The organism is Microcystis sp. M169S2, assembly GCF_020245865.1.
In the GTDB taxonomy this organism is placed as follows: Bacteria; Cyanobacteriota; Cyanobacteriia; order Cyanobacteriales; family Microcystaceae; genus Microcystis; species Microcystis ichthyoblabe_A.
Map to the genome: position 1 here is coordinate 25,614 of NZ_JADBUB010000073.1, position 13,660 is coordinate 39,273.

At 44.1% G+C, this 13,660-nt stretch carries 19 protein-coding genes and 1 pseudogene; 14 read left to right on the top strand and 6 right to left on the bottom strand.

Annotated elements, in window-relative coordinates:
• Positions 1 to 88: 88 nt before the first annotated feature.
• The gene (locus IM485_RS07720) at positions 89 to 640 is read right to left on the bottom strand and encodes a 2'-5' RNA ligase family protein (RefSeq protein WP_104397882.1); all 552 of its coding nucleotides are present in this window, start codon (positions 638 to 640) and stop codon (positions 89 to 91) included.
• A 160-nt stretch (positions 641 to 800) separates the two neighbouring features.
• Here IM485_RS07720 and IM485_RS07725 point away from each other — a divergent pair, with 160 nt between their 5' ends.
• From IM485_RS07725 to rpmE, 11 genes are all read left to right on the top strand, one after another.
• On the top strand, positions 801 to 1,067 hold the full coding sequence (locus IM485_RS07725; protein ID WP_002736524.1) for a YciI family protein: 267 nt from the start codon (positions 801 to 803) through the stop codon (positions 1,065 to 1,067).
• Positions 1,068 to 1,370: 303 nt separating this feature from the next.
• Positions 1,371 to 1,601: a translation initiation factor IF-1 gene (gene infA / locus IM485_RS07730; RefSeq protein WP_002737109.1), complete on the top strand. Its 231-nt coding sequence runs from the start codon at positions 1,371 to 1,373 to the stop codon at positions 1,599 to 1,601.
• 127 nt (positions 1,602 to 1,728) lie between these two features.
• Positions 1,729 to 1,842, top strand: a complete 114-nt coding sequence (gene rpmJ / locus IM485_RS07735; protein WP_012593611.1) for a 50S ribosomal protein L36 — start codon at positions 1,729 to 1,731, stop codon at positions 1,840 to 1,842.
• Between the two features lie 93 nt (positions 1,843 to 1,935).
• A complete protein-coding gene (gene rpsM, locus IM485_RS07740) occupies positions 1,936 to 2,319 on the top strand; it encodes a 30S ribosomal protein S13 (protein ID WP_002735415.1) in 384 nt (127 codons plus the stop codon).
• A gap of 39 nt (positions 2,320 to 2,358) precedes the next feature.
• Positions 2,359 to 2,751, top strand: coding sequence for a 30S ribosomal protein S11 (rpsK, locus tag IM485_RS07745; RefSeq protein WP_002735413.1), 393 nt, complete (start codon positions 2,359 to 2,361; stop codon positions 2,749 to 2,751).
• A gap of 193 nt (positions 2,752 to 2,944) precedes the next feature.
• The gene (locus tag IM485_RS07750; protein ID WP_002737965.1) at positions 2,945 to 3,886 is read left to right on the top strand and encodes a DNA-directed RNA polymerase subunit alpha; all 942 of its coding nucleotides are present in this window, start codon (positions 2,945 to 2,947) and stop codon (positions 3,884 to 3,886) included.
• Between the two features lie 21 nt (positions 3,887 to 3,907).
• Positions 3,908 to 4,258 (top strand): 50S ribosomal protein L17, encoded by a 351-nt coding sequence (rplQ, locus tag IM485_RS07755; RefSeq protein WP_002736334.1) that lies wholly within the window; start codon positions 3,908 to 3,910, stop codon positions 4,256 to 4,258.
• 2 nt (positions 4,259 to 4,260) lie between these two features.
• The gene (gene truA, locus IM485_RS07760) at positions 4,261 to 5,076 is read left to right on the top strand and encodes a tRNA pseudouridine(38-40) synthase TruA (protein WP_287742298.1); all 816 of its coding nucleotides are present in this window, start codon (positions 4,261 to 4,263) and stop codon (positions 5,074 to 5,076) included.
• 132 nt (positions 5,077 to 5,208) lie between these two features.
• Positions 5,209 to 5,664, top strand: coding sequence for a 50S ribosomal protein L13 (gene rplM / locus IM485_RS07765; RefSeq protein ID WP_002735375.1), 456 nt, complete (start codon positions 5,209 to 5,211; stop codon positions 5,662 to 5,664).
• A gap of 4 nt (positions 5,665 to 5,668) precedes the next feature.
• Positions 5,669 to 6,082: a 30S ribosomal protein S9 gene (gene rpsI / locus IM485_RS07770; protein WP_002737094.1), complete on the top strand. Its 414-nt coding sequence runs from the start codon at positions 5,669 to 5,671 to the stop codon at positions 6,080 to 6,082.
• A 19-nt stretch (positions 6,083 to 6,101) separates the two neighbouring features.
• Positions 6,102 to 6,335, top strand: coding sequence for a 50S ribosomal protein L31 (gene rpmE / locus IM485_RS07775; RefSeq protein ID WP_002735793.1), 234 nt, complete (start codon positions 6,102 to 6,104; stop codon positions 6,333 to 6,335).
• Between the two features lie 341 nt (positions 6,336 to 6,676).
• On the opposite strand, the pseudogene IM485_RS07780 reads toward rpmE, so the two are convergent.
• Positions 6,677 to 7,126 (bottom strand): annotated as a pseudogene (locus tag IM485_RS07780) (transposase); the annotation flags it as partial.
• Positions 7,119 to 7,403 (bottom strand): transposase, encoded by a 285-nt coding sequence (locus IM485_RS07785; protein WP_199309427.1) that lies wholly within the window; start codon positions 7,401 to 7,403, stop codon positions 7,119 to 7,121. The pseudogene IM485_RS07780 and the gene IM485_RS07785, both read right to left, overlap by 8 nt.
• 444 nt (positions 7,404 to 7,847) lie before the next feature.
• Here IM485_RS07785 and IM485_RS07790 point away from each other — a divergent pair, with 444 nt between their 5' ends.
• Positions 7,848 to 8,978 carry a three-Cys-motif partner protein TcmP gene (locus IM485_RS07790; protein WP_104397885.1) on the top strand — a complete coding sequence of 377 codons (1,131 nt, stop codon included), beginning with the start codon at positions 7,848 to 7,850 and terminating at the stop codon, positions 8,976 to 8,978.
• Here the strand turns inward: IM485_RS07790 and IM485_RS07795 are convergent.
• Positions 8,968 to 9,744 (bottom strand): DUF5131 family protein, encoded by a 777-nt coding sequence (locus tag IM485_RS07795; RefSeq protein ID WP_069475081.1) that lies wholly within the window; start codon positions 9,742 to 9,744, stop codon positions 8,968 to 8,970. The genes IM485_RS07790 and IM485_RS07795 overlap by 11 nt on opposite strands.
• A gap of 248 nt (positions 9,745 to 9,992) precedes the next feature.
• Positions 9,993 to 10,934, bottom strand: coding sequence for a hypothetical protein (locus IM485_RS07800; protein WP_104397886.1), 942 nt, complete (start codon positions 10,932 to 10,934; stop codon positions 9,993 to 9,995).
• A gap of 90 nt (positions 10,935 to 11,024) precedes the next feature.
• Here IM485_RS07800 and IM485_RS07805 point away from each other — a divergent pair, with 90 nt between their 5' ends.
• A complete protein-coding gene (locus IM485_RS07805; RefSeq protein WP_104397887.1) occupies positions 11,025 to 11,846 on the top strand; it encodes a sulfotransferase family protein in 822 nt (273 codons plus the stop codon).
• Positions 11,847 to 11,942: 96 nt separating this feature from the next.
• Here the strand turns inward: IM485_RS07805 and IM485_RS07810 are convergent, their stop codons facing one another.
• Positions 11,943 to 12,143 (bottom strand): hypothetical protein, encoded by a 201-nt coding sequence (locus IM485_RS07810; protein ID WP_002735656.1) that lies wholly within the window; start codon positions 12,141 to 12,143, stop codon positions 11,943 to 11,945.
• A gap of 402 nt (positions 12,144 to 12,545) precedes the next feature.
• On the opposite strand from IM485_RS07810, the gene IM485_RS07815 reads away from it, so the two are divergent.
• Positions 12,546 to 13,499, top strand: a complete 954-nt coding sequence (locus IM485_RS07815; RefSeq protein ID WP_104397888.1) for an ABC transporter ATP-binding protein — start codon at positions 12,546 to 12,548, stop codon at positions 13,497 to 13,499.
• Positions 13,500 to 13,660: the final 161 nt, after the last annotated feature.

Here is a 13,660-nt window from a genome sequence, read left to right on the forward strand (position 1 = left end):
AGCCAGAAATGAAGCTTTAAAAACTGCTCTCTCCTATTTTAGCACTAGAACCCCTTCCTCTGTAGATAGAAACCTGCAAGGGTCCGGATTATAGAGAAAATTCCCGATAAATTTTCCAGTGCTTACCGTTATGAATTAGGAGGGTAATTTGATCGATCATCACCTCAAAAAATAGCTCTTGATCAGCATATTTTGACCAAGCTTTCCAGAAATTATCTTTAGTTAAATCTCGGAAGCCAACGGTTAAATGAGGCGAAAAAGCTCGGCTTTTTGAGGCATTATCGCTGATATTCAAGGAAGATTCTAGCTGCTGTAAAAGCCGTTTTTGTAGGGTTAATAATTCTGGGGTTTTCTGGACATTAATATAAATGACTCGCGGTTTAAAGGCGGCAAAATTCTGGAGAATTAGGGGAATAGGAGCGTGCAAGCCAGCAAATTCCTCTAAACATCTTTCTAAATCCGGTAATTGTTCTAAATTCCACCGGAAAGGGGGTTGGAGAGTGACGTGGGGAGGCGATTTCAGGGCGGCGCGACTATTGTAAATTTCTGCAAACTCTACCTTGATTTTTGTGGCAATTTCCTGTACTTCTGGCGGCGGCAAAAGTGCGATAAAAAATAGAGATCCTTGGGGTTGATTCATGGAGGCAAGCAAAGCTACAGAAATGAAGCTGTCACCTCGATTCTAGCAGTCTTCAACAACTCTAGCTAATTGTATAGCTCTGTTACATTGCACCCTCGACGGTCAAGATTAATCGGTATAATTATATGATTGTTAATCAGTCTTAGCCTCCTGAGAATTTATGCCCTGGTTTGTCAAGATAGAAAAAGGCATTGTTGATAAAACTACCTTTGATCGCTATGTCAGCGCCCATAAGGACTATGTGCGTGATTTAATTAGCCAAGGACGAGCAGCAAAAACTGGTTATTGGGCAGAAAGGGGCGGCGGAATGTTATTATTTAAGGCCGATTCTCTTGAGGAAGCCCAAGCAATTATAGTTCGCGATCCTTTAATCGAGAATGGTTGTGTGGAATATGAACTACATGAATGGCGAATTGTCGTAGAATAATCCAGCTTTTCAGGGAACAGTGAACAGTAATCAGTCATCAATGAAAAGACAGCAATGTTAAAATGTTTATTGTCTAAATCTTACTACTTAATACTGCCTAGTAGTGGGGAGATGGGGGTGGAGAGTGGAGTCAGGAGATGGGAGAGGGAAGATGGGGAGCTTTTTTGCTGTGAACTGAAAACTCGCATCTGATAACTGATCACTGATCACTGATAAGCTATACTGGGGGAACTGTGGTGACAGCACGCTTGCTGCTGCCGAATCATTAAATAAATTGTCTCCAGTGAAATTGAGGAATTAACTTTGTCTAAACAAGATCTCATCGAAATGGAAGGAACCGTCACCGAATCTTTGCCCAACGCCATGTTTAGGGTGGATTTAGATAACGGTTTCAACGTCTTAGCTCACATATCCGGCAAAATCCGCCGTAATTATATCAAAATCCTCCCCGGCGATCGAGTCAAAGTGGAACTCACCCCCTACGACCTAACCAAAGGAAGAATTACCTATCGCCTGAAAAATCAAAAAAAATAGGGACAAATGGGGGCAGAGAAGCCAAAAAGTCTAATAAGCGGCCAAATTTATTTTAAAAAAATAGGTGACACGAGTAAAAGAAATCTGATATAATAATAAGCTTGCAGTGTTGCCAGAATAGTTAGGCATGAAAGTTAGAGCGTCTGTCAAAAAAATGTGCGAAAAGTGCCGCGTCATCCGTCGGCGCGGTCGAGTCATGGTAATTTGTTCTAACCCCAAACACAAGCAGAGACAAGGTTAAACCACCAAAGTCACTGTCTTGGGGCAGAGAATCGTTACCGTTAATTGTAGTCGTTTTCGGAAAAAAAATCGTTCATAGGGAGAAAAAAAAAGCGTGGCAAGGATAGCTGGTGTAGACCTACCTCGCGATAAGCGTGTGGAAATCGCCCTGACCTACCTCTACGGAGTGGGTCTATCGCGTTCCCAAGAAGTCTTATCTGCGACGGGTGTTAACCCTGACACTCGGGTCAAGGATCTCAGCGATGAAGACGTGGCGGCGCTACGGACTTATATCGAGACAAATTATCAAATCGAGGGGGATTTGAGACGCTGGGAGGCGATGAACATCAAACGCCTCGCCGATATCGGCACCTATCGAGGTCGTCGGCATCGGCTAGGATTACCCGTGCGCGGGCAACGGACGCGAACCAATGCGCGGACTCGTCGCGGTCGTCGGGTGACAGTGGCAGGGAAGAAAAAAGCCCCCTCCAAGAAATAATTTTTTATTCATTGCGATATCCCCCAATCAAGAAAAACTATGGCGCGACCAACCAAAAAAACCGGACCGAAAAAACAGAAGAAAAATATTCCTACCGGAGTCGCTCACATTCAATCGACCTTCAACAATACCATTGTCACGATCGCCGATACCAAAGGCGATGTGATCTCTTGGGCATCGGCGGGATCGAGTGGTTTTAAAGGAGCCAAAAAAGGAACCCCCTTCGCCGCCCAAACCGCCGCCGATAACGCTGCCCGCCGAGCGATCGAACAGGGAATGCGTCAATTAGAAGTGATGGTTAGTGGCCCTGGGGCAGGACGGGAAACCGCAATCCGGGCCCTGCAAGGAGCAGGATTAGAAATCACCCTGATCCGGGACGTGACTCCCATCCCCCACAATGGTTGTCGTCCTCCCAAACGCCGGAGAGTGTAAACAGTGAACAGCTTTTTCAGGTGACAGGGATCTTGAGGCCAGCAGCCGTTAGCTTTGAGCGCATCAGCCGCAGAATCCGGTCGTCAAAGACCATCTGCTCAAAAAGCCGAACGCCGAACGCTAAACGCTGAAAGCCAAAGAAAACTCATAACTGATAACTGATAACTGAAAACTGAACAAGGGAGGTCAATCGGTGGCGCAATTTCAAATCGAGTGTGTAGAAGCAAAAACTTACAAGAATCAGAGTCAGTACAGTAAATTCGTACTAGAACCTCTGGAAAGAGGCCAGGGTACGACCGTAGGTAATGCCCTGAGACGGATTCTCATTTCCAATCTGGAAGGAGCGGCCGTGACAGCCCTGCGGATCGCGGGAGTCAATCACGAATTTGCCACCGTCGAGGGGGTACGCGAGGACGTGATGGAACTCATGCTCAACATGAAAGAAATCATCCTCAAAAGCTACACCAATCAAACCCAGATCGGGCGTTTAGTGGCAACTGGACCGGCGACAGTAGTGGCGGCACAATTCGATTTACCCTCAGAAATCGAGATAGTTGATCGCAATCAGTACGTCGCCACCCTAGCCGAAGGGGCCAAGCTAGAGATGGAATTTCGCGTGGAAAAAGGCAAAGGCTACCGGGCAATTGATCGCAGTAAAGAAGAAGCCACTTCGCTAGATTTTCTGCAAATCGACTCTATCTTTATGCCCGTAACCAAAGTCAACTACAGCGTCGAAGATATCCGTTCCGAAAGCGGTCAAGCTAGAGATCGTCTGCTCTTAGAAATTTGGACAAACGGGAGCATTAACCCCAAAGAAGCCCTTTCCCAAGCGGCCGATATGCTAGTTAATCTCTTTAACCCGCTCAAGGATCTCAACGCCCTCGAATCCTCCGGTAACTTTGACGACCAAGAGATCAACCAAGAAAACCAAATTCCGATCGAGGAACTACAATTATCCGTGCGCGCCTACAATTGCCTGAAGCGAGCGCAGATCAACACCGTAGCCGACCTCCTCGATTACAGCCAAGAAGATCTCTTAGAAATCAAAAACTTTGGGCAGAAATCGGCGGAAGAAGTCATTGAAGCCCTACAAAAACGGTTAGGCATCACCCTACCCCAAGAAAAAAGCAAGTAAACCCAATTCCAGGAAAATACCATGAGACATCGGTGTAAAGTGCCTCAATTGGGTCTACCAGCTGACCAAAGAAAGGCACTGCTGCGCAGCTTGGCCACCCAGCTAATTCGCCATGGTCAGATCACCACCACCCTAGCGAAAGCGAAAGCGGTGCGAGCAGAGGTAGACCACATTATCACCCTAGCTAAAGACGGTTCTCTGAGCGCCCGTCGCCAAGCCATGGGCTACATCTACGACAAACAACTGGTTCACGCCCTTTTTGAAGGCGCCCAGACCCGTTATGGCAGTCGTAACGGCGGTTATACCAGGGTGGTGCGTACCCTGCGCCGTCGCGGGGATAATGCCCCCATGGCGATTATCGAACTGATGTAACGATGACAGCTTGCCCCCAGTCGCGGATCGCCCTAGTTATCCAGTATGTGGGAACTAATTTCCACGGCTGGCAACGGCAACCCCATCACAGGAGCGTGCAGGAGGAAATCGAGAAGGCTCTGGCCGATATTCTCGGTCATGCCGTCACTCTGCACGGGGCCGGACGTACCGATAGCGGTGTTCACGCCGCCGCCCAAGTTGCCCATTTCCAGCAGCAGAGTCCGATCCCACCCTCCCATTGGTCCAAGGTTCTCAATGCTCGGCTAGATGACGATATCGTCATTCGGGCTTCAGCCCAAGTTCCCGATCGCTGGCACGCCCGTTTCTCGGCCCTCTGGCGACGTTATCGTTACACCCTCTATACCGACCCCATCCCCAATCTCTTTGTTAGTCCCTTTAGTTGGCACTACTACCATCGTCCCCTCGATGCCGATTTGATGGCCAGGGCCTTACAGCCCCTATTGGGAAAGCACCATCTGGCCGCCTTTCACCGTGCCAACTCTAGTCGTGACCATTCTTGGGTAGAAGTACAGGGGGTGGAATGCTACCGTCAAGGGCCATTTGTACAGATGGAAATCCAAGCCAATGGCTTTTTGTACGGGATGGTGCGGCTATTGGTGGGAATGTTGGTGGAGGTGGGAACTGGTGAGCGATCGCTAGAAAACTTTACCGACATCTGGGTCAATCAGCGCCGAGAACTGGTCAAATACGCCGCACCAGCTAAAGGACTATGTTTACTGCGGGTGGGTTACGCCGATTTTCCCTTTGCCGATAGCGTCTGGTGCGAGACTCAGCCTCTTTATTATTTCCGAGCATAGGGGATAGGGGAATAGGGAGATAGGGAAATAGGGAAATAGGGGAATTTCAACTAAAACCCTAAAACCCTAACCCCCCAACACCCAGGTGGGCAATAAAAAAAATTAATTTTTGTAAACCAAGGCAAACTCACCATGAACAAAACACCTCTACCAAATTTAGAGACTCTAGAGCAGAAATGGTACGTCATTGATGCGGCCGATCAGCGTCTAGGTCGTCTGGCCACCGAAATCGCTATGATTCTACGGGGCAAAAATAAAGCCACCTTCACCCCCCATCTGGATACGGGGGATTTTGTCATTGTTATTAACGCTGAAAAAGTGACGGTGACGGGCAAAAAACGCCAACAGAAAGTTTATCGCCGCGACTCCGGCAGACCGGGTGGTATGAAGGTAGAAAGCTTCGATAAACTGCAAAAACGCATTCCCGAACGGATTATCGAACACGCTGTTAAGGGAATGCTCCCGAAAAATAGCTTAGGTCGGAAATTGTTCACGAAACTGAAAGTTTATGCCGGTGCGGAACATCCCCATCAGGCACAACAACCGGAAGTTTTAGCAATTAATACGATTCCCGCAGGAGGAAATTAAGTCAATGCAAGCCACGGACAGTAAAAATAAGGTAGTTTATTGGGGAACGGGACGACGCAAATCGGCGGTCGCTTCCGTGCGTCTGGTGCCGGGGACGGGGGCAATTACCGTTAACGGTCGCGATGGAGAAACCCATTTTAACCGCATTCCCACCTATATCCAGACGATCAAGGCTCCTCTGGAGACTTTGGGACTGGAAAACGAGTATGATATCATCGTTAAGGCCGAGGGCGGTGGTTTGACCGGCCAAGCGGACGCAGTGAAATTGGGTGTCGCTAGAGCTTTATGTCAATTAGCACCAGAAAATCGTCCTCCCCTCAAGAGTGAAGGTTATCTGACTCGGGATCCCCGGGCGAAGGAACGGAAAAAATACGGTCTTCACAAAGCGCGCAAAGCGCCTCAATACTCGAAACGTTAGGTTAATAGAGAGGTTTATTATGCCGAAAAAAATTCATCCTACTTGGTATCCGGAAGCTAAGGTGATCTGTAATGGTGAAGTGGTGATGACGGTGGGTTCGACAAAACCAGAAATTCATGTGGAGGTTTGGTCGGGTAATCATCCTTTTTATACGGGAACCCAGAAGATGATCGATACGGAGGGCCGGGTTGATCGCTTCTTGCGTAAGTACAAAATGGGTGATAAGTCAAGCAAAAAGGCTGATCAGAAATAATTCTTTACTTTTGCCTTTTTGACCTGGTGGGGAGATTTTCCCGCCGGGTTTTTTGCTATCTTGAGGCTAGTAGAGTCATTATAGAATCCATTTGGTATCTTAGGATACAGGCTCTCTTAGGTTTGGTGGGTAAAATGTATTTTAAGATACAGTATTGCTGGCGAGGGAGTGGAGGGAACCACAGAGACACAGAGGACACAAAGATCGATCGATCCTATGTAAGTTAAACTTATCACACAGAACCTAGAAGAGCCGGATACAGCTAATTGTCGTAGTAGAAGTCGAAGAAAACAGAGATGAATTTTGGTAGTGGAGTGTTCTAAAGTGCGCTCAAAATTTTTGACTAAAGATTTGCAGCGTTCCATCCAAGAATTACTTCTTTCAATCACCCATCGAGTTTTTACAGGTACGAATCCTGATAAACCCTTCTCCGCTTTTTCGGTTTTTGACGGTTTTGGAGACAGTTCAAACTGAATTTTAGTCATTATCTCTGGATAGACCTTAACCAACTCTTTCTCTATTTTGTCAGGATGATAACCATTATCTAGAAGAATAGTCGTCTTAGACAGTTCCGACGGTTTTAACTTGAAATAGTCAATACCTCGAGTTAACAACTCAATCAATCCCTGGTCATCAGATAGGTTGGCGGGAGTACAATGAGCGAAAAAGGGAAAACCAAGACTATCCGTCCCTAGATGACGTTTAATTCCATTGGTGCACTTGTAGAAACAAAATCCTTTCGTCTCAACACTCGCATTACAGGTATTTTTGACGGCTTGAGAATCAATCATAATTAGATTCGTCCACAAGTTTTTTTTCTTGTTGTCGTAATCTGCGATGTAATTCTTCCATTATTTTTTGGATGATTCCCTGACTTCTCCACTGTTTATAATGCCAGAACACGGTGGAGTAGGGAGGGAAATCTTTCGTGAGGTCCCGCCAATTACCGCCATTTTTGAGTTGATAGAAAATCCCATCTAAAATCTGTCGTTTTGTCCATTTCGGGGGGCCAGTCAATTTCTTCTTTGGCAATAGCGGTTCTACGATAGACCACTCTTCATTCGTCATACTACTTGAGTACATTTTGGCTTACTCCAAAGTATCGATTTTCGGGGACGACTAGACGGTGGCGCATTCACTGACGGGGTTCAGACCAAAGTATTGCCGTTAAACAGGCTACAGACTCTCTTCCCTGAAACCTATAGTGGACAAGGTTTTCGCTTCACCTTTTCAGCCTAGCATCTACATTATAAAAGATACCAAATGGGTTCTATAAAACCGTTGTTCCCGCTAATCCTCTCGTACAGATGAAGATTACTGTTAAAACCATCGGTTCTCTCCTGCGCGGTAACGCTTTAGCTCCTTAAAATCAATTGATAACCAGAAAACCCAATCTCCCCATGGCGGTGGTTGGGTTTTCTTTTGGGTTGTTTCATCTCCTATCTTCTCTAATTTAAAAAAAAATAAGGTATGTTATACTAAATCCGTTGATTATAGGCTACATATTAGGATATGACTAAAAATTCCTTCTTCAATGAGCAAAAAGAACAGTCCTTGATCAAAGCTAGGATTGTTGAGAAATATTTCTGGGCTTGGGCAAAAGTTATAATTTCAAAAGTTAAGGGATCGTCTTCAGTCCAGAAAATCGCTTATGTTGACCTTTTTGCTGGTGCAGGACGATATAAAGATGGCTCAAAATCAACCCCAGTAAAAGTTCTAGAAACTGCCATCGCAGATCCAGATATGCGAAATATGCTGGTGTCGATCTTTAACGATGCCGATGTCGAAAAAGTTAATTCTCTTCAACAAGCTATAGATTCAATTCCGGGCATAGAAAATTTAAAATACCGCCCTCAAATATCAAAATATGAGGTTGGAGAGGACATAGTTAAAACCTTCCAAAGCATGAAATTAGTTCCCACTTTATTTTTTGTTGATCCTTGGGGTTACAAGGGGCTATCTCTTCAACTTGTTAATTCGGTCGTCAAAGATTGGGGTTGTGATTGCATCTTCTTCTTCAATTACAATCGCATCAACATGGGTTTAAATAATGATGCAGTCAAAGAACACATAAATGCGCTATTCGGACAAGTAGGAGCAGATCAACTCCGCAAACGATTGAAAACATTTACACTTACTCCACAAGAGCGTGAGTTAACCGTTGTAGAATATATCTGTGAAGCCTTGAAAGAAATGGGGGGTAAATATGTTCTTCCATTTCGTTTCAGACATGAAATGGGAAATCGTACTAGCCATCACCTAATTTTTGTAAGCAAGCATCCTAAAGGCTATGAAATTATGAAAGAGATAATGGCTAAAGAGAGTTCTGAACAGACGCAGGGCGTACCATCTTTTGAGTATAATCCTGCAACTCTTCAACAACCATTACTCTTTGAGCTAACCAGTCCTCTTGATCAACTGGAATCTATGTTGTTGGACAATTTTTCAGGTAAAACTATGACGGTGGCAGAGATTTACGACCAGCATCATGTGGGAAAACCGTACATTAAAAAGAATTACAAAACTGCCCTTAGCAATCTTGAATCTCAAGGAAAAGTCACAGTACATTCACCCGAGGACAAAAAACGGCGAAAAGGAACGTTTGCGGATGATTTAAAGGTTACATTTCCAGTTAAGCAATAAGCTCTAATTTTTCTGAACGCCTCGCTGATTTAAGTGGGACACTTCCCCATGTTTGGATATGCTGATTCCAGGCATTAGGCATCTCGTCCCAGATTTTATCATCAAGTAATCTACCCCCTGCTTTCGGTGTCCTTCCCCCAACTTGTTTGAAAAAAAATGCTACCCCTGAATTTTGACATTGATTGCGGATATCCCTTGCCCAGTCAAGTTTCATCTGGCGATGTTTTTGCCCGGATTCTCCGCCGACAATAACCCAATCAATGCCAGTTAAATTAAGTTCTAGGGGTCCTAAAAGTGGCTCACATGAAATGAAACGCACTGAAACAGGAACTGTCCGAAGATATTCAATCCGATCTATGTGGTTTTGGTTCTCGACAGATACACCTAGCCAAATGTTTTCTGGAAAATCTAATTTAGACGCTAAATCACCTAAACGGCTTTGTCGCTTTGTTAAAATCTGATATATATGCCAAGGTGTTAAATGAATAACTGAGAAAACTTGTCTGATAAAGTCGAGAGGCACATCATCATGAAAAAGGTCACTCATTGAGTTGACAAAAACTCGACTGGGAGTGCGCCAACGTAAGGGTTCTTCCAATCTTTCTGGATGCAAAGTTAAGCTGAATCCATTGGGAAAGTTTTTGGGAAAACGCTGTGTAATAGCTTCGGCATAACAATGCAGACAGCCGGTGCTAATTTTATCGCACCCGGTTGTTGGATTCCACGTTTTATCAGTCCACTCAATACCAGTGTTTATACTAGACATATTTTAACTCCACAATCTATATCTATGACAGACGCTACCTGCCGATAATTAGCAATTTACTTGTACTATATCATTGTTTGACAAGTACAATTGTCGCCGCACTCACTTTCTACATTACGCAATCGTCAATGAGTTGCGGTGTACACAAAATATTACATCGTTTAACGAAAACAACAGGCGCTTACAGCCGGTGCTATGAAATCTAAGCGATGATCGCCTCACCTCAGATCTAGAGAACTAAGGCTCTCTTAGTACCATAATTCGGGGATCAGGTCATAATAACCAGCTTGGGGCGGTGGGTAAACACCCGCTTCGATTTTTTCGATAATAGTCGGCCAAGCTTGCCTAAAAGCGGCAGAGCGCTCGTTGGGGTGCAGAGTCCAACCCTTGGCATTGGTGAGAGTGGCGCGATAATAGTTGCTTTGTTCTAGGGAGCGAGAAACCATAATTTCCCAAGAGTCGAGTTTTCCTTTGCCGGTCAAAATATTGCCCCAAGCTTTTAAACCATCGGGTAAGTGATCGAGAAAGGTATTTTTATAAGAGCGCCAGAGGGGGGTCATCGGTAAAAGGCGATCGTAGCGACGACAATTAAGTAGATAGGCACGGCTGCCAAAAAATTTAAATTGATAGAATCCATCGGGATTTTTTGTGTAAGGATGCTGAGAATAAATCGTACCATCAGGCCGCGGTGGACCGGACAAAGGACGCACAAACATCATTTCTGGATGGGTTTCCATTAACTCGATCCCTTCGCGGATCCAACTGTAATCCGGTTCTTGGTAGAGCATCATGTCACTGTCATAATGAACCATATAGTCGCTGCGACATGACTCGATTTTGAAGATCGAGCCAAAAATCGGATAACCTTTGTAGTTATGGGTGGAACGGAGGGGACTGCCGAAATGCTTTTGATAGATACGCTGACGATAGCTGGGATCGTAGTTAAAATCCACTAGGCGATCAATTATGCCATGTTCAACTAATTTTTCACCACAGGCTCTTAATTCCTCCATTGTACCCAGTCCGGGGCGATTAACCTTTTCCCCGCTTAAAGGGGCCGTGTCAATAGCGAGTACCTTTTCCTCGAAGGGAAACTGACTCATTTTGACTAAATGGGGAATAGTGTTCATCATAAACCAGACATCGGTTCGCGCCGTAAAAAACCAGAGCGAACAACTTGGCAATCCCATTTTGTATAAACCTCACTTTTGTTTGGGTCTTAAATGGGATACATTATAGGGGAATCTTAGCGACAAGTTGACACAATTCCTGATTAACCTATGACTATAGCCCTCGATCGCTTACCCCAATCTTGGCAGGGTTTAACCCATCGTTTAACTTATAAGTATTTTCAGATACGCATTGATACACCCAAAGACCCCTATAAAATTCTCTTTCGTCCCCAACCCTATCGGGTTTTATTTATTCTTAGCCATATGCGATCGGGGTCGTCTTTATTGACCCATATCCTCAATTCTAATACTGAAATTATCGGGTTTGGCGAAACTCATCTGGTTTATGAGAGTGAACAGGATTTTAAAGCTTTAATGTTTAAACTCTACTGGCGTTTGAAAGATTTAAACATGAATCATAAATATATTTTAGATAAAGTTCTTCACGATCAGAAGTTTTTAGATCATAGTTTTTTACAATCTGATGCGGTTAAGACCATATTTTTACTACGAGAACCGAAGCGCACTTTAGCTAGTATTCTAGATATTAAACCCCATCAAAATGAGCAGCACGCCCTGGGTTATTATACTGGTCGTTTAGCCACCTTAGAAAGTTATGCTCGCTTAATTAACAGCAAAGAAAAGAGTTTATTTATCACCCACGATCAAGTATTAAACCAAAGTCAATTGGTCTTTAATAGTTTACAGAGTCATCTCGATACTAAAACGGGATTTTCTGAAGAATATCGAGTTTTAAAAACCACTGGTACTCGTGGTATAGGCGATTCTTCCGAGAATATCAGAGCGGGTAAAATTATTAAACAAGCCAGAAAATTAGATATAGAAATTTCCGACGCTGTTTTAACCCAAGCCCAAAAAGCCTACGATCAATGCTACGAAACCCTTAGCCATTATTGTCATTGTATCTAAGCTGAATTGGGGATTAGCAATAGCTTTGATTCTCTCCTCGGAGTCCAAAGAAACCCACCCTAATTCAACTCTAAGTTGATCATTTAAAAGGTCTGATTAGCCTTCAATATTAGCAATTGTAAAGCCCATCTGACACTCGTAGAGATTGGGCTGTTGGCTGCCTCCTTTGCCCAAGGAGTGACCACAGCCTAGTTTACCCTCTCGCCACCGGGGTTGCCCCTGCTGGTTGGCTAAAAGACAGCCTTGACATACAGAACCCGTATCGAGAATGTGTTCGTCGGTTAAAATCACTAACATGACGCTCACCCCCATTGATCTCCGATTATTCTTGTCTCCATTGTAGGATGTTTTTTCTGAGATGTAGTGCCGCGCTATACAGTCGGATGCTTTTTGGCTTTTTTTCGCCTGGACTCTTTTTATACAAGGTGTTTACCGATCAATTATTAATGGTCAGAAGATGAGGCGGCTCTCCTAGGTTCTGTGTGAGGATGTTATAATATCAATACATAATAGGAGGTGGGTTATCTGGATAAATTTTGAGCAACTCCTCGATTGACTAAATGTAACAGTGGTCAATTATCAAAAAATTGAGAAAATATTAAGACTTAAACAATTTGACAACAACCAGCGGAAGTCATGGGAGATAAACCCTGTATTCGTGGTTAGCGAGTCACCCTCAGAACCTAACTAAAAAACTTTATGAACCCACCCGAATTAGCCATTGCTACCGTTGGTTTAACCAAACAATTCGACCGCCATGGGGCTGTTAATCAAGTAGATTTACAGATTGAAGCGGGGGAAGTTTACGGGTTAATCGGTCCAAATGGAGCGGGAAAAACCACTTTAATTAGGATGTTAGCGGCAGCAGAAGAACCAACAACGGGAGAAATATATCTGCACGGAGAACGTCTTTTAAGAGATGAGAGTAATCCCCGTCTGAAAAGAAATTTAGGTTATCTACCCGATAATTTTCCTCTCTACGATGACTTAAATGTCTGGAATTATCTGGATTATTTTGCCCGTCTTTATCATATCCCTCGCTCCCAACGTCATCGCCGCATTTATGAGGTTCTAGAACTGGTACAATTAACCAATAAAAGCCATAATTTGATCGCTACTTTGTCCCGGGGGATGAAACAACGTTTAAGTTTAGCCCGCACGATTATCCATGAACCTTTAATTTTACTTCTCGATGAACCAGTTTCTGGATTAGACCCGATCGCTCGCCTACAATTTCGTGAGATTATTAAAGTCTTACAATCGGCAGGTATGACTATTTTAATTTCTTCCCATGTCCTTAGTGATTTAGCCGAACTTTGCAGTTCTGTGGGCATCATGGAATTAGGTTATCTAGTGGAAAGTACCTCCTTACAAGAATTAAATCAACGTCTAGCTGGTCAATACTTGCAGATTACAACTCTAGGCAATTTAGAAGCCTTAGAAACCGCTCTTAAACAATGTGTTTTTGTGGAAAGTTGGCAAAGAATTATTAATACTAATACTCTCCGAGTTAAATTTACGGGAACCCTAGAAGATAGTGCCGAATTGTTGAAATCTTTAGTGGTTTCTGGTCTCAACTTAAGCGAATTCTATACTTGCCGCGAAGATTTAGAAACTATTTTCCTAAAACTGGGACATCGACAGGCATCTTGAGGGGAAATAATAATTTTTAATCTTCTAAGAAACTAGAATTTTAGGCAGAGTCAGACTGGGTTTCTAAGATAAGCTTAGCACCTAATTTCTGGGCTTTGCGTTGCAAATTGTGAAGAAGTCGCTGACGATACCGTTCATCCTCTTGTTCTGGTGGAATTGCA